The following is a 25129-nucleotide window of genomic DNA, read 5'->3' as shown; positions in this document are numbered from 1 at the left end:
GATCCGTGACGGGCTGATGAAGAACAGATAGTTTATCCTTGTGTCGAACCCAGGGTGGGGGAAAAATCCCGACGCGACAGGGGTCTGATCGGGAGAATGCCGGCATGAAGGTCACCATCGATATCGACTGCACGCCGCAGGAGGCCCGGACCTTTCTGGGCCTGCCCGACGTCCAGCCCATGCAGGAAGCATTGATGCGGCAGATGCAGGAGCAGATGTCGGCCAACCTGCGGGCCATGGACCCGGAAACCATGCTAAACACCTGGCTGCCCATGGGGCTGCAGGGGTTCGAGCAGTTCCAGAAACTCATGTGGTCGCAGATGTCCAATGCCATGGGCGGGGCGACCACGAAGGATGGCAAGAAGTGAGTGATACTGTGGAAATCAGTGACGCCGTGAAGGATGACCCGGCCCCCTATTACCGGGCGCACGTCTTCGTTTGCACGAACGAGCGGGAGCCGGGGCATCCCCGTGGCTGCTGTCGGGAAAAAGGCGGCGATGCACTGCGCGACTATATGAAGAAGAAGGCCACGGGCCTGGGCCTGGGCAAGGCCGTGCGCATCAACAATGCCGGCTGCCTGGACCGTTGCGAACTGGGACCGGTGCTGGTCATCTATCCCGAGGGCGTCTGGTATGGCGTGACCAGCAAGGCCGATATCGATGAGGTGTTGCAGACCCATCTGGTGGAAGGAAAGCGTGTTGAGCGGTTGATGCTGCTGCCCGGTGACAAACTGCCGGCGGATGTCGCGGCGCGCCGGGGGGCAGCGGCGGAATGATGTTTCACGTGAAACACGCCTGATGCGCGACGACACCATCTTTGCCCTGGCATCTGCCCCCGGCCGCGCCGGGGTGCAGGTGATCCGCATCTCCGGCCCCGGTTCCGGGCCGGCCCTGTCGGGCCTGACCGGGCGGTCGTTGCCACCTCCCCGGCTGGCGCAATTGGCGGGGCTGCGCGACCCGGCCACAGGTGAATTGTTCGACAAGGCGCTGGTGCTGTTCTTCGCTGCCCCTGCCAGTTTCACCGGTGAGGATGTGGTGGAACTGCATCTGCATGGCGGCCGCGCCGTGCTGTCCGCTGCCACCCAGGCCTTGTCCGGGCTGGGCCTGCGCGTGGCTGAACCGGGGGAGTTCAGCCGCAGGGCCTTTGAACATGGCAAGCTGGATCTGACCGAAGCGGAAGCCATCGCCGATCTGGTGGACGCCGAAACGGCGGCGCAGCGGCGTCAGGCCCTGCGGCAGATGGAAGGGGTGCTGGGCCAGCTTTATGATGGCTGGCGGCATCGTCTGACCCGCGCCCTGGCGCATCTGGAAGCCGATATCGACTTTCCAGAGGAGGATTTGCCCGGTGGCCTTTCCGATACCGTGCGCCCGCTGGTGGAAGGGCTGGCGGCGGAACTGACGGTGCATCTGGCCGATCAGGGGCGGGGCGAGCGGCTGCGCGACGGCATCTCCATCGCCATCCTGGGGGCGCCGAATGCCGGCAAATCCAGCCTGCTGAACGCCATTGCCCGACGGGACGTGGCCATCGTCTCCAACCAGGCCGGCACCACCCGCGATGTGATCGAGGTGCAGTTGGACCTGGGCGGCTATCCCGTGGTGCTGGCCGACACGGCTGGCCTGCGCGACGCCGCCGACCAGATTGAGAGCGAAGGCATTCGCCGGGCCCTGGACAGGGCGGCACGTGCGGACCTGAAGCTGCTGGTCTTCGATGGCAGCCGGGCGCCGGATGCCGCGACGCTGGCCCTGATCGATGACGACGCGCTGCTGGTGATGAACAAGCTGGATATGACGGATGACCTGCCCGCCCTGCCGGGCCGCGCGGCCCTGCGGGTTTCGGCGCGCACGGGTGATGGTTTGCCGGCCCTTCTTTCCGCACTGGAGGCGGCGGTCGCCGCCCGGTACGCACCATCCAGCGCCCCTGCCCTGACCCGTGCCCGGCATCGCTCGGCGCTGGAGGAATGCCGGGAGGATTTATGCCGGGCGCTGCAGGCCCCGCTGCCCGAACTGGCGGCGGAGGATGTGCGCCTGGCCGTCCGGGCACTGGGCCGGATCACCGGCCGGGTCGATGTTGAGGATCTGCTGGACGTGATCTTCCGTGATTTCTGCATCGGGAAGTGATGGCAGGGTCGGTCTTTTGTCCCTGGCATAAAATCCGGCGCGGCCTTATCTTCCGGGCCCATGCAGCACTATGATGTGATCGTGGTGGGCGGCGGCCATGCGGGATGCGAGGCGGCTGCCGCGGCGGCGCGTGCGGGGGCCCGCACGGCGCTGGTGACCCACAAGACGGAAACCATTGGCGAGATGTCGTGCAACCCGGCCATCGGCGGGTTGGGCAAGGGCCATCTCGTGCGGGAGATCGATGCGCTGGACGGTGTCATGGGCCGGGTGACGGACCAGGGCGGCATTCAGTTCCGTGTGCTGAACCGGTCGAAGGGTCCGGCCGTGCGCGGCCCGCGCGCCCAGGCCGATCGCAAGCTCTATCGCCAGGCAATGCAGAAGGCCCTGGCCGAACAGCCGGGCCTGGACATCATCGCCGCCGCTGCGGAAGACCTGATCATCGATGCATCAGGCGCGTGCGCCGGCATCGTCACGGGGGATGGCCGGCAGATCAAGGCCGGTGCCGTCGTGCTGACCACGGGCACCTTCCTGCGCGGTCTGATCCATATCGGGGAGGAGAAGATCCCCGCGGGCCGTGTCGGCGAGGCGCCGGCGGTGGGCCTGTCGCTGACGCTGGAGCGTCTGGGGTTCAATCTCGGCCGGCTGAAGACGGGGACCCCGCCGCGTCTGGATGGCAGGACCATTGATTGGTCCGGGCTGGAGATGCAGCCGGGCGACGATCCGCCGCCCCCCTTCTCCACCCTGACGGACCGGATCACGACGCCGCAGATCGACTGCGCGATCACCTATACCAATGAGGCGGTTCACCGGGTCATCCGGGAGAATATCCACCGCGCGCCGATGTATTCCGGCCAGATCGAGGGGGTGGGACCGCGCTATTGTCCCAGTGTGGAGGACAAGGTCGTCCGGTTCGCCGACAAGGAGCGCCACCAGATTTTTCTGGAGCCGGAGGGGCTGGATGACGACACGGTCTATCCCAACGGTATCTCCACCTCGCTGCCGCGCGACGTGCAACTGGCCATCCTGAAGAACATTCCCGGTCTGGAGCATGTGCGCATGATCCGGCCCGGCTATGCCATTGAGTATGATTATGTCGACCCGCGGGAACTGACCCGCACGCTGGAGACCCGCCGCCTGCCCCGCCTGTTCCTGGCTGGCCAGATCAACGGCACCACCGGCTATGAGGAGGCCGCGGCCCAGGGGCTGGTGGCCGGGGTGAATGCTGCGCTGGCCGTGGCCGGTTCCCCGCCCTTCGTGCTGGACCGTGCCGAGGCCTATATCGGTGTGCTGATCGACGACCTGATCACCCGCGGCACGTCGGAACCCTATCGCATGTTCACCAGCCGGGCGGAATATCGCCTGTTGTTGCGGGCCGACAATGCCGACCAGCGCCTGACGGACCGGGGGGTGGCCCTGGGCATCGTCGGTGCCGCACGCCGGACGCATTGGACGGAGAAGAAAGCCGCCCTTCTGACGGCGCGGGAGATGGTTACCGGCCTGTCGGCCACCCCGAACGAACTGGCCCGGCACGGGCTTCATATCAACAAGGACGGGGTGCGCCGCACGGCATTGGACCTTCTGCGCTATCCGGAGATCGACTTTCCCCGCCTTTGCACCATCTGGCCGCAGCTTTCGAGCCTGTCGGCCGACATTGCCGAGCAGGTGGAGATCGATGGCAAATATGCCGGCTATCTGGACCGGCAGGAAGCGGATATCCGTGCCTTCCGCAAGGATGAGGCTTTGGACCTGCCGCCGGACCTGGACCCGGACACCATCGCGTCCCTGTCGGCCGAAATCCGGCAGAAGCTGAAAACGAACCGGCCGGCCACGCTGGGGGCAGCTGCACGTATTCCGGGCATGACGCCGGCTGCTCTCACCGCTTTGTTGCGCCATGTGCGCAAGCGGGTCGGTGCGGCCTGATACCATGCGGCCTGTTAGCAGGCAGCCTGATACTATTGCCGCGAAAGGCTGTCGTGCCCCGGACGTTCTTCTGTCCGGGGCCGGGTGCTGTTATACAGGTCCCCTGTTCCTCATCCCAGCACGGGCCCGTTCCTTGTCCAGACCCGCACCGATGACACAAGCCCAGTTCCAGACCCGCTTCGATGTTTCACGTGAAACACTGGAGAGGCTGGAGGTCTATGCGGCGCATCTGCGCAAATGGAACCCCGCCATCAATCTGGTTTCCAAGACGACGCTGGACGATCTCTGGACACGCCACCTAGCCGACAGCGCGCAGGTTTTCGCCCTGCTGCCGGCCGGCACACAGGTGCTGGTGGATCTGGGGTCTGGTGCCGGCTTTCCCGGTCTGGTTCTGGCGATCATGGGTGTTCCGGCGGTGCATCTGGTCGAATTGGATGTTCGCAAGGCGGCCTTTCTGCGGGAGGTGGCAAGGGTTACCGCTGCCCCCGCGACGGTCCACCCCGTGCGGATCGAGGTTGCGGACACGCCGCCGGCCGATGTCGTCTCTGCCCGTGCGCTGGCCGAACTCGATCTTCTGCTGCCCTGGGCGCATGGCTTGCTGAAGCCGGGGGGTGCCTGCCTATTCCCGAAGGGCAGGACAGCGGAGGATGAATTGACCGCGGTCGCCAATTCCTGGAATATGCAGGTCGAGCGGTTCCCAAGCCAGACCGACCCGGCGGGAACCATCCTGCGGATCACTGGTCTCTCCCGGAAATGAACCGGCCTCGCCACCAGCCGAACGACAGAGGTTGAACGACAGTGCCGAGCGCCGCCATGCCCCTCCCCGCCCATCGTGCCCGTGTCATCGCCCTTGCCAACCAGAAGGGCGGCGTGGGCAAGACAACGACCACCATCAATCTGGCCACGGCCCTGGCCGCCGTGGGCAAGCGCGTGCTGATCATCGACAATGATCCGCAGGGCAATGCCTCCACCGGCCTGGGTATCCCGCAGAGCAACCGCGAGTTCGGCATCTATGACCTGCTGTTCGCCGACCTGACGGTGGAAGAGGTGGCGGTGGCCACGTCGGTCCCCGGCCTGTGGGTGGTTACGGCCAATGTCGACCTGTCGGGGGCGGAGGTGGAACTGGTCAATGTCGACCGGCGGGAATTCCGGCTGAAGGACAGCCTGGAACGCTCATCGGGCGGGTTCGACTATATCCTCATCGATTGCCCGCCGGCCCTGGGCCTGCTGACCCTGAATGCGCTGGCCGCGGCCGATGCCGTGCTTGTCCCTTTGCAGTGCGAATTCTATGCCCTGGAAGGGCTGTCGCACCTGATCCGCACCATCGAGCGCGTGAAACGCGCCTTCAACCCCTCGCTGGATATCAACGGCGTGGTCCTGACGATGTTCGACCGTCGCAACAACCTGTCCGACATGGTGGCCGCCGATGTGCGTGGCTTCTTCGGTGAAAAGGTTTATGAGACGGTGATCCCCCGCAATGTGCGGGTGTCCGAGGCGCCAAGCCATGGCAAGCCTGTGCTTCTGTACGACCACAAGTCGGCCGGGGCGCAGGCCTATATCCATCTGGCGGGCGAGATGTTGAAGCGCGAGCGGAAGCGGCAGTTGGCTTATGGATGAACCGAAGAAGAATGCGCGAACCGGTCTTGGCCGCGGCCTGTCGGCCCTGTTCGGGGAGGCGGTGGGAGCGGAGGAGGAGCAGCAGGTCGACCGGGTGCGTCTGACCCGCCTGTTGCCCATTGATCAGGTTCATCCCGGCAAGTTCCAGCCACGCCGCCGCTTCGATGAGGAAGCGCTGACGGCGCTGGTCGACAGCGTGCGGGAGCGCGGCATCCTGCAGCCGCTGCTGGTGCGCAAGGACCCCGGTGCCGGCCCCGGCCAGACCAGCTATGAGATCATCGCCGGCGAGCGTCGCTGGCGCGCAGCGCAGCTTGCCGGCCTGCACGAGGTACCGGTCCTGGTCCGCACCCTGACGGATCGGGAGGCGCTGGAAATCGCGCTGATCGAGAACATCCAGCGTTCCGACCTGACGCCCCTGGAAGAGGCGGAGGGGTACAAGCGCCTGATGGACGAGTTCAGCCACACGCAGGAGGACCTTGCCCGTTCCGTCGGCAAGAGCCGCAGCCATGTGGCCAACATGCTGCGCCTGCTGGCCCTGCCGGATGAGGTGAAGCAAATGGTGCAGGACGGCATCCTGTCCATGGGCCATGCCCGCGCCCTGCTGACCGCGCCCGATCCCGTGGCCGCCGCGCATGAGGTGGTCAAGCGGGAACTGAACGTGCGCCAGACCGAGGCGCTGGTGAAGCAGATGGCGGCGGAGCCGCTGGAGCTGACCCAGCCCGTCAAGGAGAAGGCGCCGGATACGGTGGCGCTGGAGCGTGAGGTATCGCTGGCCCTGGGGCTGAAAGTGTCGCTGAAGGGCGACGGCAAGAAGGGCACGCTGCAGATCCATTATCGCACGCTGGACCAGTTGGACGGCGTGCTGAATTGTATCCTGCGGCGGGGATGAGAGGGACAGGCGCTGTCCCCGTCACAGCAGGCATTACCGGGGCAGGCCTGCGCCCGGTGGAAACCACAAGCAATCCGGGGACGAGATGACCGAAAGCAGCCAGATCGGGGCAGAGGCCGCTTCCTTTTTCAATGGCTACAGCACGGCCTTCGCGGCCTATGATGCGGACCGCCTTGTCACCCTGTTCGATCGGCCGCTGACCGTTCTGGCCGCTGCCGGCTCCGCCATCCATGCCGATGATGCGGCGGTGCGCGCCTATGTCGACGGCATGTTCGACACCTATCATGGCATCGGCCTCGCCTGGCCTGTTCCGGCCGCCGTCTGGGCCTGGCCCTGTGGCGAAAATCTGGCGCGGGCCGAGGTCCTGTGGCTGCTTCGCTCCAAGGATCGTGAAGAGATCATGCGCTTTTCCACCTCCTATGTCCTGCGCCGCGCGGGTGCGGAGGGCTGGCGCGTTGCCGTCGTGATTTCATATGAGGAGCCGGTGAAGCTGCCGGCCGGTGGCAATGGTGCGGATTGATGCCATCCCTGCCCCTGGTGCTGCTGCCGGACAGGCTGGGCGTCTGCAGGCTGGCTGCTGAGGCGCCCCTGCCCGCCTGGGTCGCAGGGCCCGGCTTTGCCAGCATCACGCGCACGGCCGATGAAGTGTCCATCGTTGTGGACCAGGGCCGCGTACCGGCCGACGTGGCGATGGTGGGTGGCTGGCGGGCGCTGAAGGTCCGGGGCCCGCTTGATTTCGGCCTGACGGGTATTCTGGCCGCCCTGGCGGTGCCCCTGGCCGATGCCGGGATCAGCCTGTTCGCCATCGCGACCTATGACACCGATTATATCCTGGTGCAGCAGGATGCCCTGGACAGGGCCATCACCGCGCTGACGGCGGCCGGTCACCATATGGTGGCATGAGGCAAAGGCAGGTTTTGGCCCGGCTGGAATGGCCGGCTTTCAGCGCCGTGCCAGTTGCGCCAGTTGGAAGAAGGCGCGGGCGCAGATGGTTTCGTCGGGCATATGGGTGCGTTTGCACTCCGCCTCCGCCTCCACCAGCCGATCCAGGGCCTGATGCAGCTTGGGCAGGGTCCAGAGGCGTATCTGCGCCGTCAGGACGGGTTCCAGCTTGAAGAAGACGGGTGGGCGCAGCGCCTTCACGGCGGCCTGCGGGGTCTGGCCCTTGGCCACATGGGCCACGGCCATGTGCAGGCGCTGGAAATAGCGCTGGCCGGCGCGGAGCAGAGCCACGGTGGCCGTGCCATCGGCAAAAAGCCGCTGCAGGGCGCGGTCGACCTCCGCCATGTCACCGCCGGCGGCGGCCTGGGCCGGTTCGTCCAGGTCCAGCGCGGCGCTGTCACCGATGATGGCGCGGACATCGGCCATGGTCACCTGTCGCTGACCCAGCATGTACAGCGCCAGCTTGTCGATTTCCCCACGCGCCATGGCCCGGTCGCCCACAAGGTTGCCGGCCAGCCAGTCGCGGGCATCGGGGTCGATCTGCAGGCCATGATCAGACAGCATGCGTCCGATGGTGCCAGCCAGTTCCTGTTCCCCTTCAACATAGCAGGCGATGGCGGCGGCATGATCGCCGGCATCTTCCACGGCCTTGCGCAGCTTCGACCGGGCGTCCAGTTCCCCCGCCTCCACCACCAGCAACGTGTCGCCGGCGGGAAAATTCTTCAGCAAGGCGGTGATGGTGGGGGCCAGCTTGTCGTCGGCGTCCCGGATGCGCACCACACGCCGCCCGCCCGTCAGGGCGATGGCCGATACCTCGTCCCCCAACCGGGCCGGGTCGCCCGTGACCTGATCGGCCTTCATCTCCGTCACGCGGAACGGGTCGGACAAATCCTCGCAGGCCGACTGCGCCGCCGCCTTTCCCCGTTCCCGTACCAGGCCCAGGTCGGGGCCATAAAGCAGAACCAGCCGGGTGGCGGGCGGCGGGCGCTTGGCAAAGGCTTCGGCGTTGCGCGGCTGGACCTTCATCGCCCGGGTGCCCTCCCCTTACGGTTGCTGCTGTTCGCGCGCGAAATACAGCGACAGGCGCGTGCGGATATCGTCGGCCAGTTCCGTCAGGCCGCGATCATAGGCATCCTGGCGCGAGGCCAGCACCGCGAACTGACTGTCCAGCAGGTTGAAGCTGATCACCGACCGGGAGAAGGTGCGGTAGACCACCTGGCCGTTATGGGTGTCGATCAGTTCGTAGCTGGCCTGCAGGCGCAGGCGGGCGCGGGTGGCCGTGGCATCCTTCTGGATGCCCAGTTCCTCTTCCATGGCCGACAGGGAGACGGCCAGCCGGTAGCGCGGATCGGAAGGCCGGCCATCGGTATAGAACCGGTCGATCAGGTTGTTGCGCAGGATCTGGCCATTGCGATCGACGATGGGGTCGATCTGCACATTGGCCAGCGCGGCGCCGACGGGGCCCTGCTGGCCGGCTGTCCCATAGACCGGCTTGAACCCGCAAGCCCCCAGCACCACCGGCGACAGGGCGAGCAGCAGGGCGGCAGCGATGGAGGAGAGACGGTGGGACATGGGCGCGCCTGGCGTTCGAGTGGGTGCATCCTGTTCTATCGCCTTTCCGCCGAAACGGAAATCCAGACGATAGGCCCGGTAGGTTTGAGTCTTGGTCCAATTATTTTCCGGGTCTTTAGCCCCGGAACCGCCATAGTGCGGTGAAAACGGACCCGGAAGATTGAGGCAAGACTCAAGCTTCCGGGTCCTCGCTTCCCTACACGACGATATTGACGATACGGTTGGGCACCACGATGACCTTGCGCGGCTCCTTGCCATCCATGGCGCGCTGCACATTGGCGTCGGCCAGAGCGGCGGCCTTCGCCTCCTCCTGTGCGATGTCGCGGGCCAGTGTCAGGGTGGCGCGCAGCTTGCCATTGACCTGAACGGCCACGGTCACGCTGTCATCGATGACCAGCGAAGGGTCGGCGGCCGGCCAGGCCCTTTCGACCAGCAGGTCGGCATGGCCCAACGCCGCCCACATTTCCTGTGCCAGATGCGGCATGATGGGCTGGACGATCTGGGCCATGTATTCCAGCGCCTCGCGACCGGCCCAGGCCTCGTCGGCGGGAACCCCGTCCTTGGCCGCCTTCACCGTCAGCTTGGAGAAGGCATCCCCCAGGGCGTTGGTGAAGGTGCGCAGCTTGGCCACCGCACTGTTGAAGCGATAGGCCTCCACATCCTCGCCCACGGCGGCCGCGGCCTTGTGCGCGGCGCGGCGGATGGCCGTGGCGTCGGCGCCGAAGCTCTCCGGCGCGGCGGTTCCGGCGGCCGGCAGGGTGAAGCCCGGCTCCGTCACAAGGCGCCACAGGCGGTTGATATAGCGCCAGGCGCCGTCGATGCCGGCCTCCGTCCATTCCAGATCGCGGTCGGGGGGGCTGTCGGACATCATGAACAGGCGGGCGGCATCGGCGCCATAGCTGCCGATGATGCCTTCCGGGTCCACGACATTCTTCTTCGACTTGGACATCTTGATCACGGGGCCGACCGTGATGGGCGATCCGTCGGCGATCCGGGTGGCCTTGCCCCCCTGGATGTCGACATCGACCGGGAACACCCACTTGCCGTCGGTGTCCTGGAAGGTGGCGTGGGTGACCATGCCCTGGGTGAACAGGCCGCCGAACGGCTCCGGCAGGTCGAGATAGCCGCAATGCGACAGGGCGCGCGTCCAGAAGCGGGAATAGAGCAGGTGAAGCACGGCATGCTCGATGCCACCGATATAATTATCGACGGGCAGCCAGTATTTCACCAGTTCCTTGTCGAAGGCGACCTCCTCGTTGCGCGGATCGGCGAAGCGCAGGAAATACCAGCTCGACTCGATGAACGTGTCGAACGTGTCCGTCTCCCGCTCCGCATCCTTGCCGCAGCAGGGGCATTTCACATGCTTCCAGGTGGCATGGCGGGCCAGCGGGTTGCCGGCGGCATCAAAGGTGACATCGGCCGGCAGCGTGACGGGAAGCTGATCTTCCGGCACCGGCACCACGCCGCAATCCGGGCAATGGATGATGGGAATGGGGCAGCCCCAATAGCGCTGGCGCGACACGCCCCAGTCGCGCAGGCGGAACATGGTCGTCCCCTGCCCCCTGCCCAGCGTTTCGATCTTCGCGACGGCCGCCTTCTTGCCCTCTTCCACGGACAGGCCGTCCAGGAAATCGGAATTGCGGAGGCTGCCCGGGCCGGTATAGGCCTCGGTCCCTACCGCGAAACTGGCCGCGTCCTCCCCCTCGGGCACGACGACGGGCTTCACGGGCAGGTCATACTTGCGGGCGAAATCCAGGTCGCGCTGGTCATGGGCGGGGCAGCCGAAGATGGCGCCCGTGCCATATTCCATCAGCACGAAATTGGCGACATAGACGGGCAGGTTCCAGCCCTTCACGAAGGGATGCTCCGCCGTCACCGGCGTGCGCCAGCCCTTCTTTTCCGCCTGTTCCAGCGTGGCTTCGCTGGTGCCCATGCGGTTGCATTCGGCGATGAACGCGGCCAGGCCGGCATCGCTTTCCGCCAGCCTGGCGGCCAGCGGATGGTTGGGGCTGATGGCGACAAAGCTGGCCCCGAACAGCGTGTCGGGCCGGGTGGTGAAGACCTCAAGATCCTCATGCCCGTCCGACATCTGGAAGAAGAAGCGGCAGCCCGTGGACTTGCCGATCCAGTTCTCCTGCATGATGCGGACTTTTTCGGGCCAGCGATCCAGGGTCGTGATGGCCGACAGCAGCTCGTCGGCGAAATGGGTGATCTTCAGGAACCACTGGGAAAGCTTGCGCTTTTCCACCAGCGCGCCCGTGCGCCAGCCGCGCCCGTCGATCACCTGTTCATTGGCCAGGACGGTATTGTCCACGGGGTCCCAGTTGACCCAGCTTTCCTTGCGATAGGCCAGACCTGCCTTCAGGAAATCCAGGAACATCTTCTGTTCGAACCGGTAATATTCCGGCCGGCAGGTGGCGATCTCGCGTTCCCAGTCGATGGCCAGGCCCATCGTCTTCAACTGGGCGCGCATGGCCTTGATGTTCTCATAGGTCCAGGTGCCGGGGTGGGTATTGCGCTCCAGTGCGGCGTTTTCCGCCGGCAGGCCGAACGCATCCCAGCCCATCGGGTGCAGGACGTTGAAGCCCTTGGCCCGCTTGTAGCGGGCGATCACATCGCCGATCGTGTAATTGCGCACATGGCCCATATGGATGCGCCCCGACGGATAGGGGAACATCTCCAGCACGTAGGTCTTGGGCTTGGACGGATCGGCGGTGACGGCGAAGCTGCGGCGCTCGTCCCAGACGGATTGCCACTTGGCTTCGGTTTCGCGGACATTGTAGCGGGACATGGGGATAGGCCTGTCGAACGGGTGTCGCTTCGCCGGGCGTCACCCGTGACAGGGGCCGATGCCCGGCGCTGATGCAAAAGCCTCAGGGCCGGTGACCGCGGGCCCGGCACCGTCCCGGTGCCATACCGTTGCGGTGCCATGGGCCGGGGGCACGGGGATGCGCCCGCCCGGCGCCTGAGGGTAAACCTTAATTCGTCGGCGCGGCCGACTGCTGGCGTAGCTGACGGGCGCGGGTCAGGATGCTGTCTTCCAGTTGCGTGCCGGTTTCGGCCGCGACGGCCACATCCGTCCACAGGCCGTTGCGCAGTTCCTGGCGGAACACGGTGGCGCGCACGCCATCGGCGCGAAGGGCTGCGTCCAGGATATAGAGATTGACCTTGAACCGCTCGCTGGGGGTGGCCGGCGGGCTGTACCAGTCGGTCAGGATCACACCGCCATAGGGGTCGGCCTGCACGATGGGCATGAAGGTCAGCGTGTCCAGTGCCGCGCGCCACAGGAAGGCGTTCACGGTCACGGTGCCGGCGGGCCGTGCCGCGGCATTCATGCCGGCCTGGCCCTCGCTGTTCTGGCGCAGGATCTGGGTGTCGGGCGCCTCGGGCTCCCCGGACCCCAGGCCCAGCCAGGAACAGCCGGCAAGCCCCAGCACCAGGCTGCCCAACAGGGCGGAACGACCAATCACGGACAGGGCACGCAAGGACATGGGATGACCACCTGGATAACGCCAGCGGAGGAATTGAGCCATCCTTAGAGCAAAAAAGCCGGCACTAGGCAAGGCCGGGCGGTCGCATCCAGGAAGGTTGACGCTGCTTACACGGCAATCAAGGCGGGATTCTGGCGCCGGAAACCGTAAAAGCCCGGCAGACGGGCCGCTTCGCGCCACCATGGGCCGCCGGCCTACAGCAGTTCGGCATAGACCGCCAGCGTGGCGGCGCACATGCCGGCCTTGGTGAAATTGGCGCGCACATGGCGCATGCCATCCATTCCCACCGCCTGGCGCTGCAAAGGGTCCAGGTCCAGGGCGGCACGGATGGCACCGGCCAGGGCCTCGGGATCATTGGGGGGCACGACCAGCCCCGTCTCCCCGTTGATCACCGTCTCCTTCACCGCACCCAGGTCGGACACGATGACGGGCCGGCCCATGGCCTGCGCCTCGGCGATGACGCGGCCGAAGGCTTCCGGCTCGATGGAGGCGTTGACCACGATGTCGGACAGCATATAGGCCGCCGCCATGTCATTGCAGTGGCCGGCGATGGTGACCTGCCCGCCCAGGTTCAGCATGCGGATATGGTCTTCCAGTTCCTGGCGGTAATTGTTGCGGCCCTGGTCGTCGCCGACCAGCACGGCGCGCACATCGGGGCGGCCCAGCCGGGCGATGGCGTCGATCAGCACCCCCTGGCCCTTCCAGCGCGTCAGCCGGCCCGGCAGCAGCACGATCCGCTGATGTTCCGGCAGGCGCCATTGCTGTATCAGTTGCGCCATGCGGGCCTGCGTCACCTTGTCGGGCGACATGATGTCCACATCGACGCCGCGATGGATCAGGCGCAGCCGGTCGGCCTCCACGCCATAGCTTTCGGTCACGTGTTGCTGGACAAAGCCGGACACGGCGATGATCCGGTCCCCCTTGGCCATGACGCTGTTATACCATTTCTTCAGCCGGCCCTTGTAATTGTAGGGGGCGTGGAAGGTGGTGACGAAGGGGATGCGGGCCCCGCGGGCCGCCCACCAGGCGCTCCAGGCCGGGGCGCGGGAGCGCGCATGGATCAGATCCACGCCATGTTCGGCGATCAGTGCGCGCAGCCGCCCGGCATTGCGCCACATGGTGAAGGGGTTCTTCGACTGCACCGGCATCTGGATGTGGCGGGCGCCGTGACGGTCCAGCTCGCGCGCCATGGGGCCGCCGGCCGACACGACGATGGCCGTTCCCCCGGCGCGCTGGATGGCCGCCGCCATGTCGATGCAGCCGCGTTCCGCCCCGCCGGTCACCAGGGTCGGGATCACCTGCAGGATCACGGGCTTCCCGCCGCCGAACAGGGTGGCGACATCGTGGCCGGGATTTACCGGATGCTGTTCGCCGTGTAGGGTGCCGGCGTCTTCATGGGGTGGCATGGGTACAGTCGCAACAGGGGAAAATAAAAAGGGAAAGGGGCCATGGGCCTGGAACCGCCGATACATAGCCTGGATCGGGCCGATACCACCATAGCCTATCGCCGCAGCCCTGGGTGCGGGCCGGGGCTGGTCTTCCTGACGGGTTTCCGGTCCGACATGGGCGGCATCAAGGCGGTGGCCCTGGAACGCTGGGCGCGCGACCAGGGCCGGGCCTTCGTGCGCTTCGATTATCACGCCCATGGCGCCAGCGGCGGCGACTGGGCCGACGGCAGCATCGGCCGCTGGCGCGACGATGCGCTGGCCGTGCTGGACCGGCTGACGGACGGGCCGCAGATACTGGTCGGCTCCTCCATGGGGGGCTGGATCGCCCTGCTGCTGGCGCTGGCGCGGCCGGATAGGGTGGCCGGCCTGATGGGCATCGCCCCGGCCCCGGATTTCACCGAACGGATGATCCGCCCGCGCCTGGGCGATGGCGAGCGGACGGCCCTGGAGCGCGACGGCAGGTTCATCGCCCCGTCGGCCTACGATCCGGCGGGATATCCCATCACCCGCCACCTGCTGGAGGAGGCGCGGGCCCATCTGCTGCTGCCGGGGCCCGTCGGCGTGGGCTGCCCTGTGCGCCTGCTGCACGGGCAGCGCGACCCGGATGTCCCCTGGCAGACCAGCCTGGACCTGGCCGCGGTGCTGGAGAGCCCCGATGTGCAGGTGACGCTGGTCAAGGATGGCGATCACCGCCTGTCGCGCGACGGCGACATCGCCCTGATGCTGCGCCTGGTGGAAGGGCTGGTCCGCGACGTGGCGGCCGATCCTTGCGGGATCTGACCGCCGGCGCGCATGCCGCCTGCCCCCGTCAAAGATCCAGATCGACCATGACGGGAACATGGTCGCTGGGCTTGGGTTCCCAGCCGCGCGCCTCACGCAGGGCCATCTGGCCCTTCAGCTTGCCGGCCAGCGGCGGGGTGACCCAGATATGATCCAGCCGCCGCCCCTTGTTGGAAGCGTTCCAGTCCGCGGCGCGGTAGGACCACCAGCTATAAAGCTTCTGGTCGGCCGGCACGAAATGGCGCACGGCATCGACCCAGTCCAGGCCGGCCTGGACGCTGCCCAGCTTCTCCACCTCGATCGGCGTGTGGGACACCACGTCCAGAAGCTGCTTGTGCGACCAGACATCATGTTCCAGCGGGGCGATGTTCAGATCGCCCACCAGCACCATGGGGCGGTCCCTGCTGCGCGTGGCGGCGAACCAATCGCGCATCTCGTCCAGGTACTGGAGCTTGTGCGCGAACTTGTCGTTCAGCGCCGGATCGGGAATGTCGCCACCGGCCGGCACATAGAAATTATGCACCTCCAGCCCGCTTTCCAGCGTGGCCATGACGTGGCGGCAATCCTCTTTGCCGCAGCTATGCCGGATCTCCTGCCCCCGGAAGGGCAGGCGCGACAGGATCGCGACGCCGTTATAGCTTTTCATGCCGTTGATATGCTGGTGGATATAGCCGCGGTCGGCAAAGGCGCCGCGTGGAAAGGCATCGTCCACCACCTTGGTTTCCTGCAGGCACAGGATGTCGGGGGCATATTCGTCCAGCAGCTTCATCACCAGATCGATGCGAAGACGGACGGAATTGATGTTCCAGGTGGCGATACGCACGGGCGGCAACCTTTGTCCAGGGCGGTGATCTTATCCGCAAAGAGCTTTAGGCGGGCGGGCCGCCCCTGTCCAGACCGGCGATTGGCCGGAACCGGACGGGATTGCCGCCCCTGTCGCAGGCGTGATATCGCTTGGCGCACGCGGCCACGGCCGCGCCGGGCCGTGATGTCATGCCCGCCATCGTCCAGCACCCCGGATCATGACCCCTGCCCGCCCCCGCCCCGCCATATCCGCCACCCTGATCGGGATGGCGTTCCTGGCCTTTGTCAGCCTGGGCCTGCCCGACGGGCTGCCGGGCGTCACCTGGCCCTTCATCCGGGAAAGCTTCGACCGGCCGCTGGGCAATCTCGGCATCCTGCTGGTCTGCGCCACGGGCGGCTATCTGTTCAGCGGGCTGGCCGGGGGCAGCATCGTGCGGCGTACCGGCCTGGGGCTGGTGCTGGTTCTGTCCAGCCTGGCCATGACGCTTTCCCTTCTCACCTATGCCCTGTCGCCCTCCTTCCATGTGCTGATACCGGCGGCCGTGCTGGGCGGGCTGGCCAGCGGGGCCATCGATACGGGCATCAACCTGTACGGGGCGCGGCGCTTTTCCCCCCGCGTCATGAACTGGTTGCACGGGTCCTGGGGGCTGGGGGCCACGGCGGGGCCGCTGCTGGTGACGGCGGCCATCACCACGGGGGCCGGCTGGCGCTGGGGTTATGGCGTGATCGCGCTGATCATGGCTGCCATGTCGGTGATGTTCCTGGCGACCATGCGGCGTTGGGGGGAAGGACGCGGGGGGGCCGGCGGCGGTGACGGCACCACGCCCGTGGCGCCCTTCACGGCGGCCCTGCGCCATCCGGTGATCTGGCTGAACGCCGCCCTGTTCATGGTCTATTGCGGGGTGGAGATGGCGGCCGGCCAGTGGCTGTTCACGCTGCTCACCCGCCAGCACGGGATCGAGGTGGGGATGGCCGGCACCATCGCCGGCCTTTACTGGGGATCGCTGACCTTCGGACGGCTGGTGTTCGGCCAGGTGACGGCTCGTGTGCGGCCCCTGACGGCGCTGCGCATCGGGCTGGGCATTGCCCTTTTCTGCGCGCTGCTGTTCGCCTGGTTCCCCACGCCGGCTGTGGGCATGGCGGCGGCGCTGGGCCTTGGCTTCGGACTGGCCCCCACCTTTCCCATGCTGGTGTCGCTGACGCCTATCCGCGTGGGCGATGCCATCGCCCCGCATGCCGTGGGGTTCCAGATGACGGCGGCCGGCACGGGTGCGACCGTGCTGCCGGGCCTGCTGGGCTGGCTGGCCCAGCATCTGGGCCTGATCGTCCTGCCCCTGTGGCTGGTGGCCGGCATGGTGATCCTGATCGCCCTGCAGGAATTCACCGAACGGGTCGTGCGCCGGCGGGCCCTGGCCGCGTCGCGCGCGGCGGCTTCGGCCTGAGCCGCCACCGGATGGCGGCATATACGGGTTGCAGGAATGGTGGATGCGCCGGGGCGGCCGCACCTTTATCATTCTGTCCCGTTGGTGCCCGTTTTTGTAATCTTTTATCGCGCACCGTCTTTTATCGTGAACCGGTTGAAGGAAGACCCCCGTGCCGCAGCTTCGTTCCCGCAAGAGCACTCATGGCCGCAACATGGCCGGCGCCCGTGGCCTTTGGCGCGCTACCGGCATGAAGGACGAGGATTTCGGCAAGCCCATCGTGGCCATTGCCAATTCCTTCACCCAGTTCGTACCCGGCCATGTGCATCTGAAGGATCTGGGACAGCTTGTGGCCGGCCAGGTGGAGGCGGCCGGCGGCGTGGCCAAGGAATTCAACACCATCGCGGTGGATGACGGCATCGCCATGGGCCATGACGGCATGCTCTATTCCCTGCCCTCGCGCGAGGTGATTGCGGATGCCGTGGAATACATGGTCAACGCCCATTGCGCCGATGCGCTGGTCTGCATCTCCAACTGCGACAAGATCACGCCCGGCATGCTGATGGCCGCGCTGCGCCTGAACATCCCCACCATCTTCGTGTCGGGCGGCCCGATGGAGGCCGGGAAGGCCAATGTCAAGGGCAAGGACATCGCCATCGACCTGATCGACGCCATGGTCGCCGCAGCCGATGACAAATATACCGATGAGGAGGTGCAGGTCATCGAGCGGTCGGCCTGCCCCACCTGCGGTTCCTGCTCGGGCATGTTCACGGCCAATTCCATGAACTGCCTGACGGAGGCTCTGGGCCTGGCGCTGCCGGGCAACGGCACCGTGGTGGCCACCCATTCGGCCCGCCGCGCCCTGTTCGAGGAAGCGGGCCGCCGCATCGTCGGCCTGGCCAAGCGTTATTATGAGGGGGACGACGAGGGCGTGCTGCCCCGGTCCATCGCCAGCTTCAAGGCATTTGAGAACGCCATCGCGCTGGACATCGCCATGGGCGGGTCGACCAACACGGTGCTGCATCTGCTGGCCGCCGCGAACGAGGGCGAGGTGGATTTCACCATGGCCGACATCGACCGCCTGTCGCGCCGCGTGCCCAACATCTGCAAGGTGGCTCCCGCCGTGGCCGATGTGCATATCGAGGATGTGCATCGGGCCGGCGGCATCATGTCCATCCTGGGCGAGCTGGCCCGCGGCGGCCTGCTGCACACCGATGTGCGCCGCGTCGATGCCGACAGCCTGGCCGACGCACTGGCCCGCTGGGACGTGGCCGTCACCGACAATCCCGAGGTGCATCAATTCTTCAAGGCGGCACCCGGCGGCGTGCGCACCACCATCGCCTTCAGCCAGTCCAGCCGCTATCACGACCTGGACCTGGACCGGGCCGGGGGCGTGATCCGGTCGGTCGGCAACGCCTTCAGCAAGGATGGCGGCCTGGCCGTGCTGTTCGGTAATCTGGCGGTGGATGGCTGCATCGTGAAGACGGCGGGCGTCGACGCCTCCGCCCTGGTCTTCGCCGGCCCCGCCCGCGTGTTCGAAAGCCAGGATGCGGCCGTCAGCGCCATCCTGGGCAACCGCATCAATGCGGGCGATGTCGTGCTGATCCGCTATGAAGGGCCCAAGGGCGGGCCCGGCATGCAGGAGATGCTGTATCCGACCAGCTATCTGAAGTCCAAGGGGCTGGGCAAGGTCTGCGCGCTGATCACCGATGGCCGCTTCTCCGGCGGCACGTCGGGCCTGTCCATCGGGCATGCCAGCCCCGAAGCCGCGGAGGGCGGCACCATCGGCCTGGTGGAGGAAGGCGACCGGATCGAGATCGACATCCCCAACCGCCGCATCCATCTGGCCGTGCCGGATACCGAACTGGCCCGCCGCCGCGACGCGATGGAGGCCAGGGGCCTGGACGCCTGGCAGCCGGCGGCCCCCCGGGAACGCCATGTCAGTCAGGCGCTGAAGGCCTATGCCGCCCTGACCACCTCGGCGGCCCGCGGCGCGGTGCGCGATGTCAGCCAGCTCAACCGCCGCAAGTAATACTATTTTGCGGTGACCAGAACCTATTGGTTCTGGTCACCGCCCTCAATTGCCGGCGCCAACATTCGTTGGCTTGGCTGCGCCGCACGAGCGGCGCGGCGGCAGTCGCCGCCGGACCAACTTGCGATGAGTTCTACTCATCGCAAGTTGGTATAACGCTTCGGCCGGGTTAGGGCTTCGGCCGGGTGCCCCCGGACGTCTGCCGGATGTCAGGGAGCGCCCTGTCCGCCCGTCACGGGCGGCAGGCCGATGGCGGTCAGTTCCCGGTCCAGAAGCCGCCATTGTTCTTCCGCCGGCCAATGGTCGCGGTCGAAGAATGCCTGGGTGGCCACCCCATGGACCAGGATCAGCAGGCGGCGCGCCCCGGCCCGCGCCTGCGCCTCGTCCAGCCCGTGATCGGCCAGCAGCGCGGCGAGCCGGTCGGTGATCTGACGGGTGACCCGCTTCTGTTCGGCGGCAAAGGCCGGGTTGGCGATGGCCATGGACCAGAAGGTGACCCAGACCCGCCAGTTGCCCCGCTGGTCTGCCGTCAATGGCAGCAGGGCCGCGAGATAACCGCGCAGCCCGCCCCCTTCCGGCGCCGTCAGGGCCGCTTCCATCCGCTGTCGTGCCCGCATCAGCGTGGACCGGTAGGTGTGGGACAGCAGGTCGGCCCTGGATGTGAATAAATGGCTGATGATGGCCGTGCTGTAGCCGGCGGCCCGTGCCACGTCGCGCACCGTCACCGCGTCGATCCCCCGGCACGTGATTAGCTCGGCCGTCGCTTCTGCCACGGCGCGTCGGCAGGCTTCGTGATCCACCACAGCCGGCATCGCAGTTCCTGTAACGCTGGTTATATCAGACATTCGTTATACAACGGGTGTCGGACAACAATGCCGTCCGGGGAACCAGGATGGAAGGCCGGAACCTGTCCGTCAGACATGGTGTCCACCCCGCAGTAAACCCCTGTTCCGGGCGGGGCCTTGCTGCTATGGTGGCGCCCCCTCCGGCCAGCCGGCGGGGGAGATTGTCGCCAACAGCAACGTTTCCGGACATCGCCCTTGCGTGGGATATTTCCGGGGACGACAACCAACCGGACCCAGGATGAAGATCACCATCGAACGTGCCGCCCTGCTTCGCTCCCTCGGGCATGTGCAGAGCGTTGTCGAACGGCGTAACACCATCCCGGTCCTGTCCAACGTGCTGTTGCGGGCGGAAAACAGCGAATTGTCGCTGATCGCCACCGACATGGATCTGGAGATCGTGGAGAGCGTGCCGGCGGAGATTGCCCGGCCCGGATCGGCCACGGCCCCCGCCCACACGCTCTATGACATCGCCCGCAAGCTGCCGGACGGCAGCCAGGTGGAGCTGGATGCCACGGGGGACGTGCTGACGCTGCGGTCCGGCCGGTCGAAGTTCCAGCTTGGCACGCTGCCCGTGGATGATTTCCCGCAGATGACGCAGGGTGATCTGGCGCACCGATTCGAACTGCCGGTATCGGCCCTGAAGGCGCTGATCGACCGGACGAAGTTCGCCATCAGCACCGAGGAGACCCGGTATTACCTGAACGGCATCTATGTGCATGCGCCCAAGCCCAAGGGCGGGGAAGGTACCGCCCTGCGCGCCGTGGCCACCGATGGTCACCGCCTGGCCCGGGTGGAGGTTCCCCTGCCGGAGGGGGCGGCCGCCATCCCCGGCGTGATCGTGCCGCGCAAGACCGTGCTGGAAGTGCGCAAGCTTCTGGACGAGGTGGCGGGCAATATCCTGGTGCAGCTTTCCGAAACCAAGGTGCGCTTCGCCTTCGACAGCATCGTGCTGACCAGCAAGCTCATCGACGGCACTTTCCCCGATTATGAGCGGGTCATCCCGGCCGGCAACGACAAGGTGCTGGAGGTCAAGGCCAAGGAATTTGCCGCCGCCGTCGACCGCGTCGCCACCATCTCCACGGAGAAGTCGCGGGCCGTGAAGCTGGCGCTGGGCGCCCAGACGCTGACCCTGTCGGCCAGTTCCGCCGATGCCGGTTCCGCCACGGAGGAACTGGAGGTCGCCTATGACGCGGCCCCGATGGAGATCGGGTTCAACAGCCGTTACCTGCTGGACATCACGGGCCAGATCGAAAGCGACAAGGCCCGGTTCCAGATGGCCGACGGCGCCTCGCCCACCATCGTCAGCGATGCCGATGACGCCTCCGCGCTCTACGTGCTGATGCCGATGCGCGTGTGACAAGGGGCTTTGCGGGGGCTTTGCAGCCGGAGCCGGGGTGGCCCGCTGGCGGCCGGCGGATGCATGTTCTGCCGGCTGAACCCCACCCCCTTCCGGCGGCCTCCCGAATGACAAGGTCATGAGCCTTCCCAGCCTGGCCGTCACCCGCCTGACGGTGACCCGTTTCCGGTCCTATGCCAGCGCGCGTCTGGAATGCGATGCGCGGCCTGTCGTGCTGACGGGGGAGAATGGCGCCGGCAAGACCAATATCCTGGAAGCCGTCAGTTTCCTGGCGCCCGGCCGCGGCATGCGCCGGGCCAAACTGTCGGAGGTCGAGCGTGTGGGCGACAGCGCGGCCGCCGACTGGACCGGCGGTCCCGGCTGGGCCATCGCGGCCAGTGTGGCGACGGCCGCCGGCCCGGTGGAGATCGGCACGGGCCGCGACCCCGGCGCGGGGGAGAGCGAGCGGCGGCTGGTCCAGATCGATGGCCGGCCCGCCAGGGGCCAGATCGCGCTTGCCGACCATATCTGCGTCGTCTGGCTGACCCCGCAGATGGACCGCCTGTTCCTGGAAGGCTCGGCGGGGCGCCGGCGCTTCCTGGACCGGCTGGTCTTCGGTTTCGATCCCGGTCATGCCGGACGGCTGACCAAGTACGAGAATGCGATGCGGGAACGCTCCCGCATCCTGCGCGACGGGCCCGTCGATCCCGCCTGGCTCGGCACGCTGGAAGGCCAGATGGCGGAAATGGGCGTCGCGGTCGCCGCCGCGCGTGCCGATATGGCAAGGCGTCTGGAAGTGGCGGCGGCGCAGGGGGTGGGGCCCTTTCCGGCCCCCGGCATCGCCATGACGGGGGCCATCGACGCCCTGCTGGCCGGCCGGCCGGCGCTGGAAGCCGAAGAGGCTTTCCGCAGGGCCCTGGCCGAGGGAAGGCGGGTGGATGCCGTGGCCGGCGGTGCCACCATCGGCCCGCACCGTTCCGACCTCTCCGTCACCCATCGCGCCAAGGACATGCCCGCCGAGCTGGGCAGCACGGGCGAGCAGAAGGCGCTGCTGATCGCCATCGTGCTGGCCAACGCCCGGCTGATGCGGGCGGAAACGGGCAAGGCCCCGCTGCTGCTGCTGGACGAGGTGGCCGCCCATCTGGATGAAGGCCGCCGCCTGGCCCTGTTCGACGAGATTCTGGCCACCGGCAGCCAGGCCTGGATGACGGGCACCGATGCCGCCATCTTCCGCCCGCTGGGGGCGTCCGCCACCCATGTCACGGTCGCGCAATCGCGGCTGTGCCATGCGGAATTCTGACAGCGATAATACGCTTTTACCCCTGTTCAACGGTACTTTCTGCTACACTCCGGCACCATGACGAATACCGAACACACCCCCTCCGCCACCCCCTCCGTTTCCGCCGCTGCCGAGGAATACGGGGCCAGTTCCATCAAGGTGCTGAAGGGGCTGGACGCCGTCCGCAAGCGCCCCGGCATGTATATCGGCGACACCGATGACGGGTCGGGCCTGCACCACATGGTGTATGAGGTCGTGGACAATGCCATCGACGAGGCGCTGGCCGGCCACGCGGACAAGGTTGAGGTCTGCCTGAACGCCGACGGATCGGTCACCGTGCGGGACAATGGGCGCGGCATCCCCGTGGGTATCCACGAGGGGGAGGGCGTGTCGGCGGCAGAGGTCATCATGACCCAGCTGCATGCCGGCGGGAAATTCGACCAGAACAGCTACAAGGTATCCGGCGGCCTGCATGGGGTGGGCGTGTCGGTGGTGAACGCGCTGTCGGAAATCCTCGACCTGCGCATCTGGCGCCAGGGCCGGGTCTGGGAAATGCGTTTCGCCCATGGCGACGCCACGGCCCCGCTGGCCGATGTCGGCCCCGCACCCCTGATTGCCGACGGCAAGCGCGCCGGTCAGGTCCTGACGGGGACGGAGGTTACCTTCCTGCCGTCCAAGGCCACCTTCACCAGGACCGAGTTTGATTTCCAGACGCTGGAACACCGGCTGCGGGAGCTGGCCTTCCTCAATTCCGGCGTGCTGATCGTCTTCACCGACGCGCGCGGGGTGGAGCCGAAGACGGTCGAACTGTTCTACGAGGGCGGGCTGGAGGCGTTCGTCGCCTATCTGGACCGGTCCAAGACGGCCCTGCACAAGCCCGGCATCTATACCAAGGGGGAACGCGCGTCGGAGGCGGGCGTGCCCATCGGTGTGGAAGTGTCGCTTCAGTGGAACGACAGCTATCACGAGACGACGCTGTGTTTCACCAACAACATCCCGCAGCGCGACGGCGGCACCCATCTGGCCGGCTTCCGCGCCGCATTGACCCGCACGGTCAACAAATATGCGGAAGAAAGCGGCATCCTGAAGAAGGAGAAGGTGGCGCTGTCGGGCGACGACATGCGCGAAGGCCTGACCTGCATCATCTCCGTCAAGGTGCCGGACCCCAAATTCTCCAGCCAGACCAAGGACAAGCTGGTCTCGTCCGAAGTGCGTCCGGTGGTGGAGGCGATCTGCGCCGATGCGCTGTCCACCTGGTTCGAGGAGCATCCCGGCGATGCCCGCAAGATCGTGGGCAAGGTGGTGGAAGCCGCCGCCGCGCGCGAGGCGGCCCGCAAGGCGCGCGAACTGACCCGCCGCAAGGGGGCCCTGGACATGGCCAGCCTGCCCGGCAAGCTGGCCGATTGCCAGGAACGTGATCCGGCCCTGTCCGAACTGTTCATCGTGGAGGGGGATTCGGCCGGCGGGTCGGCCAAGCAGGGCCGGTCGCGTCAGAACCAGGCCATCCTGCCGCTGCGTGGCAAGATCCTGAACGTGGAGCGGGCGCGCTTCGACAAGATGCTGTCCTCGGCCGAAATCGGCACGCTGATTGCCGCACTGGGCACCGGCATCGGGCGTGACGAGTTCAATATCGAAAAGGCGCGCTACCACAAGATCATCATCATGACGGACGCCGACGTGGACGGCGCCCATATCCGCACCCTGCTGCTGACCTTCTTCTACCGGCAGATGCCGGACATCATCGAAAAGGGTTACCTGTACATCGCGCAGCCGCCGCTTTACCGCGTGAAGCGCGGCACGGCCAAGGAACGTTACCTGAAGGATGACCGCGCGCTGGAGGATTACCTGATCAACCAGGGCACGGACGATGTCTTCCTGGTCGCCCCCGACGGCAATGCCAGGGGCGGCGACGAACTGCGCGGTCTGGTCGAACAGGCCCGCGCCGCCCGGTCCGCGATCCAGGCCCTGTCGCGCAAGGCCGGGAACCGTGACGTGGTGGAACAGGCGGCCATTGTCGGCGCCCTGTCGCTCCGCCTGCTGGACGACCCGGCGCGTACCGCGCTGCTGGCCGACCGGGTGGCCGAGCGGCTGAACATCCTGGCCCGCGACCGCGCCCTGGCCATGGGCGACAGTGTGGCCAGCGATGCCACGCCGGCCGCCATCGGCGGCTGGCAGGGCACGGCGGACGCCGACGGCATCGTGCTGCTGCGCACGCGCCGCGGCGTGACCCATCGCCATGTGCTGGATGCCGACCTGCTGAAAAGCGTGGAGGCAAGGCGGCTGGACGCCATGCAGGATTATCTGTCGACCACCTATGGCATCGCCGGAACGCTGCGCCACCGGGTGAAGGACCTGCGGCTTGTCACCGGGCCATCCTCTCTGTTCGAGGGGGTGATCGACCAGGGGCGCCATGGCATGACCATCCAGCGCTATAAGGGCCTGGGCGAGATGAACCCCGACCAGCTGTGGGAAACCACGCTGGACCCGGCCGTCCGCTCGCTTCTGCAGGTCAAGGTCAACCATGCCGATGATGCGGAGGATGTGTTCAGCACCCTGATGGGCGACGTGGTGGAACCCCGCCGTGCCTTCATCCAGGAAAACGCGCTGAAGGTGGCGAACCTGGACGTCTGACCAGC

At 66.8% G+C, this 25129-nt stretch carries 22 protein-coding genes; 15 read left to right on the top strand and 7 right to left on the bottom strand.

Annotation, left to right across the window (positions count from 1 at the left end):
- Positions 1-104: 104 nt before the first annotated feature.
- The 9 genes from ABC728_RS15400 (at position 105) to ABC728_RS15360 (ending at position 7446) form a co-directional block, all read left to right on the top strand.
- Entirely contained in the window at positions 105-368 is a 264-nt protein-coding gene (locus tag ABC728_RS15400) for a DUF6489 family protein (RefSeq protein ID WP_416620962.1), read from the top strand.
- Positions 365-775, top strand: coding sequence for a (2Fe-2S) ferredoxin domain-containing protein (locus tag ABC728_RS15395; RefSeq protein ID WP_416620961.1), 411 nt, complete (start codon positions 365-367; stop codon positions 773-775). Before ABC728_RS15400 ends, ABC728_RS15395 begins: the two co-directional genes overlap by 4 nt.
- Before the next feature lie 22 nt (positions 776-797).
- On the top strand, positions 798-2117 hold the full coding sequence (gene mnmE / locus ABC728_RS15390; protein ID WP_416620960.1) for a tRNA uridine-5-carboxymethylaminomethyl(34) synthesis GTPase MnmE: 1320 nt from the start codon (positions 798-800) through the stop codon (positions 2115-2117).
- Positions 2118-2177: 60 nt separating this feature from the next.
- The gene (mnmG, locus tag ABC728_RS15385) at positions 2178-4037 is read left to right on the top strand and encodes a tRNA uridine-5-carboxymethylaminomethyl(34) synthesis enzyme MnmG (protein ID WP_416620959.1); all 1860 of its coding nucleotides are present in this window, start codon (positions 2178-2180) and stop codon (positions 4035-4037) included.
- Between the two features lie 151 nt (positions 4038-4188).
- Positions 4189-4794 carry a 16S rRNA (guanine(527)-N(7))-methyltransferase RsmG gene (rsmG, locus tag ABC728_RS15380; protein WP_445376597.1) on the top strand — a complete coding sequence of 202 codons (606 nt, stop codon included), beginning with the start codon at positions 4189-4191 and terminating at the stop codon, positions 4792-4794.
- Positions 4795-4850: 56 nt separating this feature from the next.
- Positions 4851-5654, top strand: a complete 804-nt coding sequence (locus ABC728_RS15375; RefSeq protein ID WP_416620957.1) for a ParA family protein — start codon at positions 4851-4853, stop codon at positions 5652-5654.
- Entirely contained in the window at positions 5647-6543 is an 897-nt protein-coding gene (locus tag ABC728_RS15370; RefSeq protein ID WP_445376596.1) for a ParB/RepB/Spo0J family partition protein, read from the top strand. Before ABC728_RS15375 ends, ABC728_RS15370 begins: the two co-directional genes overlap by 8 nt.
- Positions 6544-6628: 85 nt before the next feature.
- Positions 6629-7063 carry a DUF6841 family protein gene (locus ABC728_RS15365; RefSeq protein ID WP_416620955.1) on the top strand — a complete coding sequence of 145 codons (435 nt, stop codon included), beginning with the start codon at positions 6629-6631 and terminating at the stop codon, positions 7061-7063.
- On the top strand, positions 7063-7446 hold the full coding sequence (locus tag ABC728_RS15360) for an ACT domain-containing protein (RefSeq protein ID WP_416620954.1): 384 nt from the start codon (positions 7063-7065) through the stop codon (positions 7444-7446). Before ABC728_RS15365 ends, ABC728_RS15360 begins: the two co-directional genes overlap by 1 nt.
- A gap of 39 nt (positions 7447-7485) precedes the next feature.
- Here ABC728_RS15360 and holA read toward each other — a convergent pair whose 3' ends face one another.
- From holA to ABC728_RS15335, 5 genes are all read right to left on the bottom strand, one after another.
- On the bottom strand, positions 7486-8511 hold the full coding sequence (gene holA, locus ABC728_RS15355) for a DNA polymerase III subunit delta (RefSeq protein ID WP_416620953.1): 1026 nt from the start codon (positions 8509-8511) through the stop codon (positions 7486-7488).
- Positions 8512-8529: 18 nt separating this feature from the next.
- Positions 8530-9057: an LPS assembly lipoprotein LptE gene (gene lptE / locus ABC728_RS15350; RefSeq protein ID WP_416620952.1), complete on the bottom strand. Its 528-nt coding sequence runs from the start codon at positions 9055-9057 to the stop codon at positions 8530-8532.
- Positions 9058-9253: 196 nt separating this feature from the next.
- The gene (leuS, locus tag ABC728_RS15345) at positions 9254-11848 is read right to left on the bottom strand and encodes a leucine--tRNA ligase (protein ID WP_416620951.1); all 2595 of its coding nucleotides are present in this window, start codon (positions 11846-11848) and stop codon (positions 9254-9256) included.
- Positions 11849-12035: 187 nt separating this feature from the next.
- The gene (locus tag ABC728_RS15340; RefSeq protein WP_416620950.1) at positions 12036-12548 is read right to left on the bottom strand and encodes a DUF3576 domain-containing protein; all 513 of its coding nucleotides are present in this window, start codon (positions 12546-12548) and stop codon (positions 12036-12038) included.
- A gap of 194 nt (positions 12549-12742) precedes the next feature.
- Positions 12743-13954 (bottom strand): glycosyltransferase family 4 protein, encoded by a 1212-nt coding sequence (locus tag ABC728_RS15335; RefSeq protein ID WP_416620949.1) that lies wholly within the window; start codon positions 13952-13954, stop codon positions 12743-12745.
- Positions 13955-13996: 42 nt separating this feature from the next.
- On the opposite strand from ABC728_RS15335, the gene ABC728_RS15330 reads away from it, so the two are divergent.
- On the top strand, positions 13997-14776 hold the full coding sequence (locus ABC728_RS15330; protein ID WP_416620948.1) for an alpha/beta fold hydrolase: 780 nt from the start codon (positions 13997-13999) through the stop codon (positions 14774-14776).
- A gap of 28 nt (positions 14777-14804) precedes the next feature.
- On the opposite strand, the gene xth is transcribed toward ABC728_RS15330, so the two are convergent.
- The gene (gene xth, locus ABC728_RS15325) at positions 14805-15599 is read right to left on the bottom strand and encodes an exodeoxyribonuclease III (protein ID WP_416620947.1); all 795 of its coding nucleotides are present in this window, start codon (positions 15597-15599) and stop codon (positions 14805-14807) included.
- A gap of 199 nt (positions 15600-15798) precedes the next feature.
- Between xth and ABC728_RS15320 the strand changes: the two genes are divergently transcribed.
- Positions 15799-17022, top strand: coding sequence for an MFS transporter (locus ABC728_RS15320; RefSeq protein WP_416620946.1), 1224 nt, complete (start codon positions 15799-15801; stop codon positions 17020-17022).
- 151 nt (positions 17023-17173) lie between these two features.
- A complete protein-coding gene (gene ilvD, locus ABC728_RS15315; protein ID WP_416620945.1) occupies positions 17174-19033 on the top strand; it encodes a dihydroxy-acid dehydratase in 1860 nt (619 codons plus the stop codon).
- 209 nt (positions 19034-19242) lie between these two features.
- Here the strand turns inward: ilvD and ABC728_RS15310 are convergent, their stop codons facing one another.
- Positions 19243-19845, bottom strand: coding sequence for a TetR/AcrR family transcriptional regulator (locus ABC728_RS15310; RefSeq protein ID WP_416620944.1), 603 nt, complete (start codon positions 19843-19845; stop codon positions 19243-19245).
- Between the two features lie 271 nt (positions 19846-20116).
- Between ABC728_RS15310 and dnaN the strand changes: the two genes are divergently transcribed.
- From dnaN to gyrB, 3 genes are all read left to right on the top strand, one after another.
- Complete coding sequence (gene dnaN / locus ABC728_RS15305) at positions 20117-21235, top strand: DNA polymerase III subunit beta (RefSeq protein ID WP_416620943.1); 1119 nt, start codon at positions 20117-20119, stop codon at positions 21233-21235.
- Between the two features lie 118 nt (positions 21236-21353).
- Positions 21354-22514 carry a DNA replication/repair protein RecF gene (recF, locus tag ABC728_RS15300; RefSeq protein WP_416620942.1) on the top strand — a complete coding sequence of 387 codons (1161 nt, stop codon included), beginning with the start codon at positions 21354-21356 and terminating at the stop codon, positions 22512-22514.
- A 57-nt stretch (positions 22515-22571) separates the two neighbouring features.
- Positions 22572-25124, top strand: coding sequence for a DNA topoisomerase (ATP-hydrolyzing) subunit B (gene gyrB, locus ABC728_RS15295; protein WP_416620941.1), 2553 nt, complete (start codon positions 22572-22574; stop codon positions 25122-25124).
- Positions 25125-25129: the final 5 nt, after the last annotated feature.

It is taken from the genome of Niveispirillum fermenti, from assembly GCF_052474395.1.
This window is presented reverse-complemented; position numbering and strand designations above follow the sequence as displayed.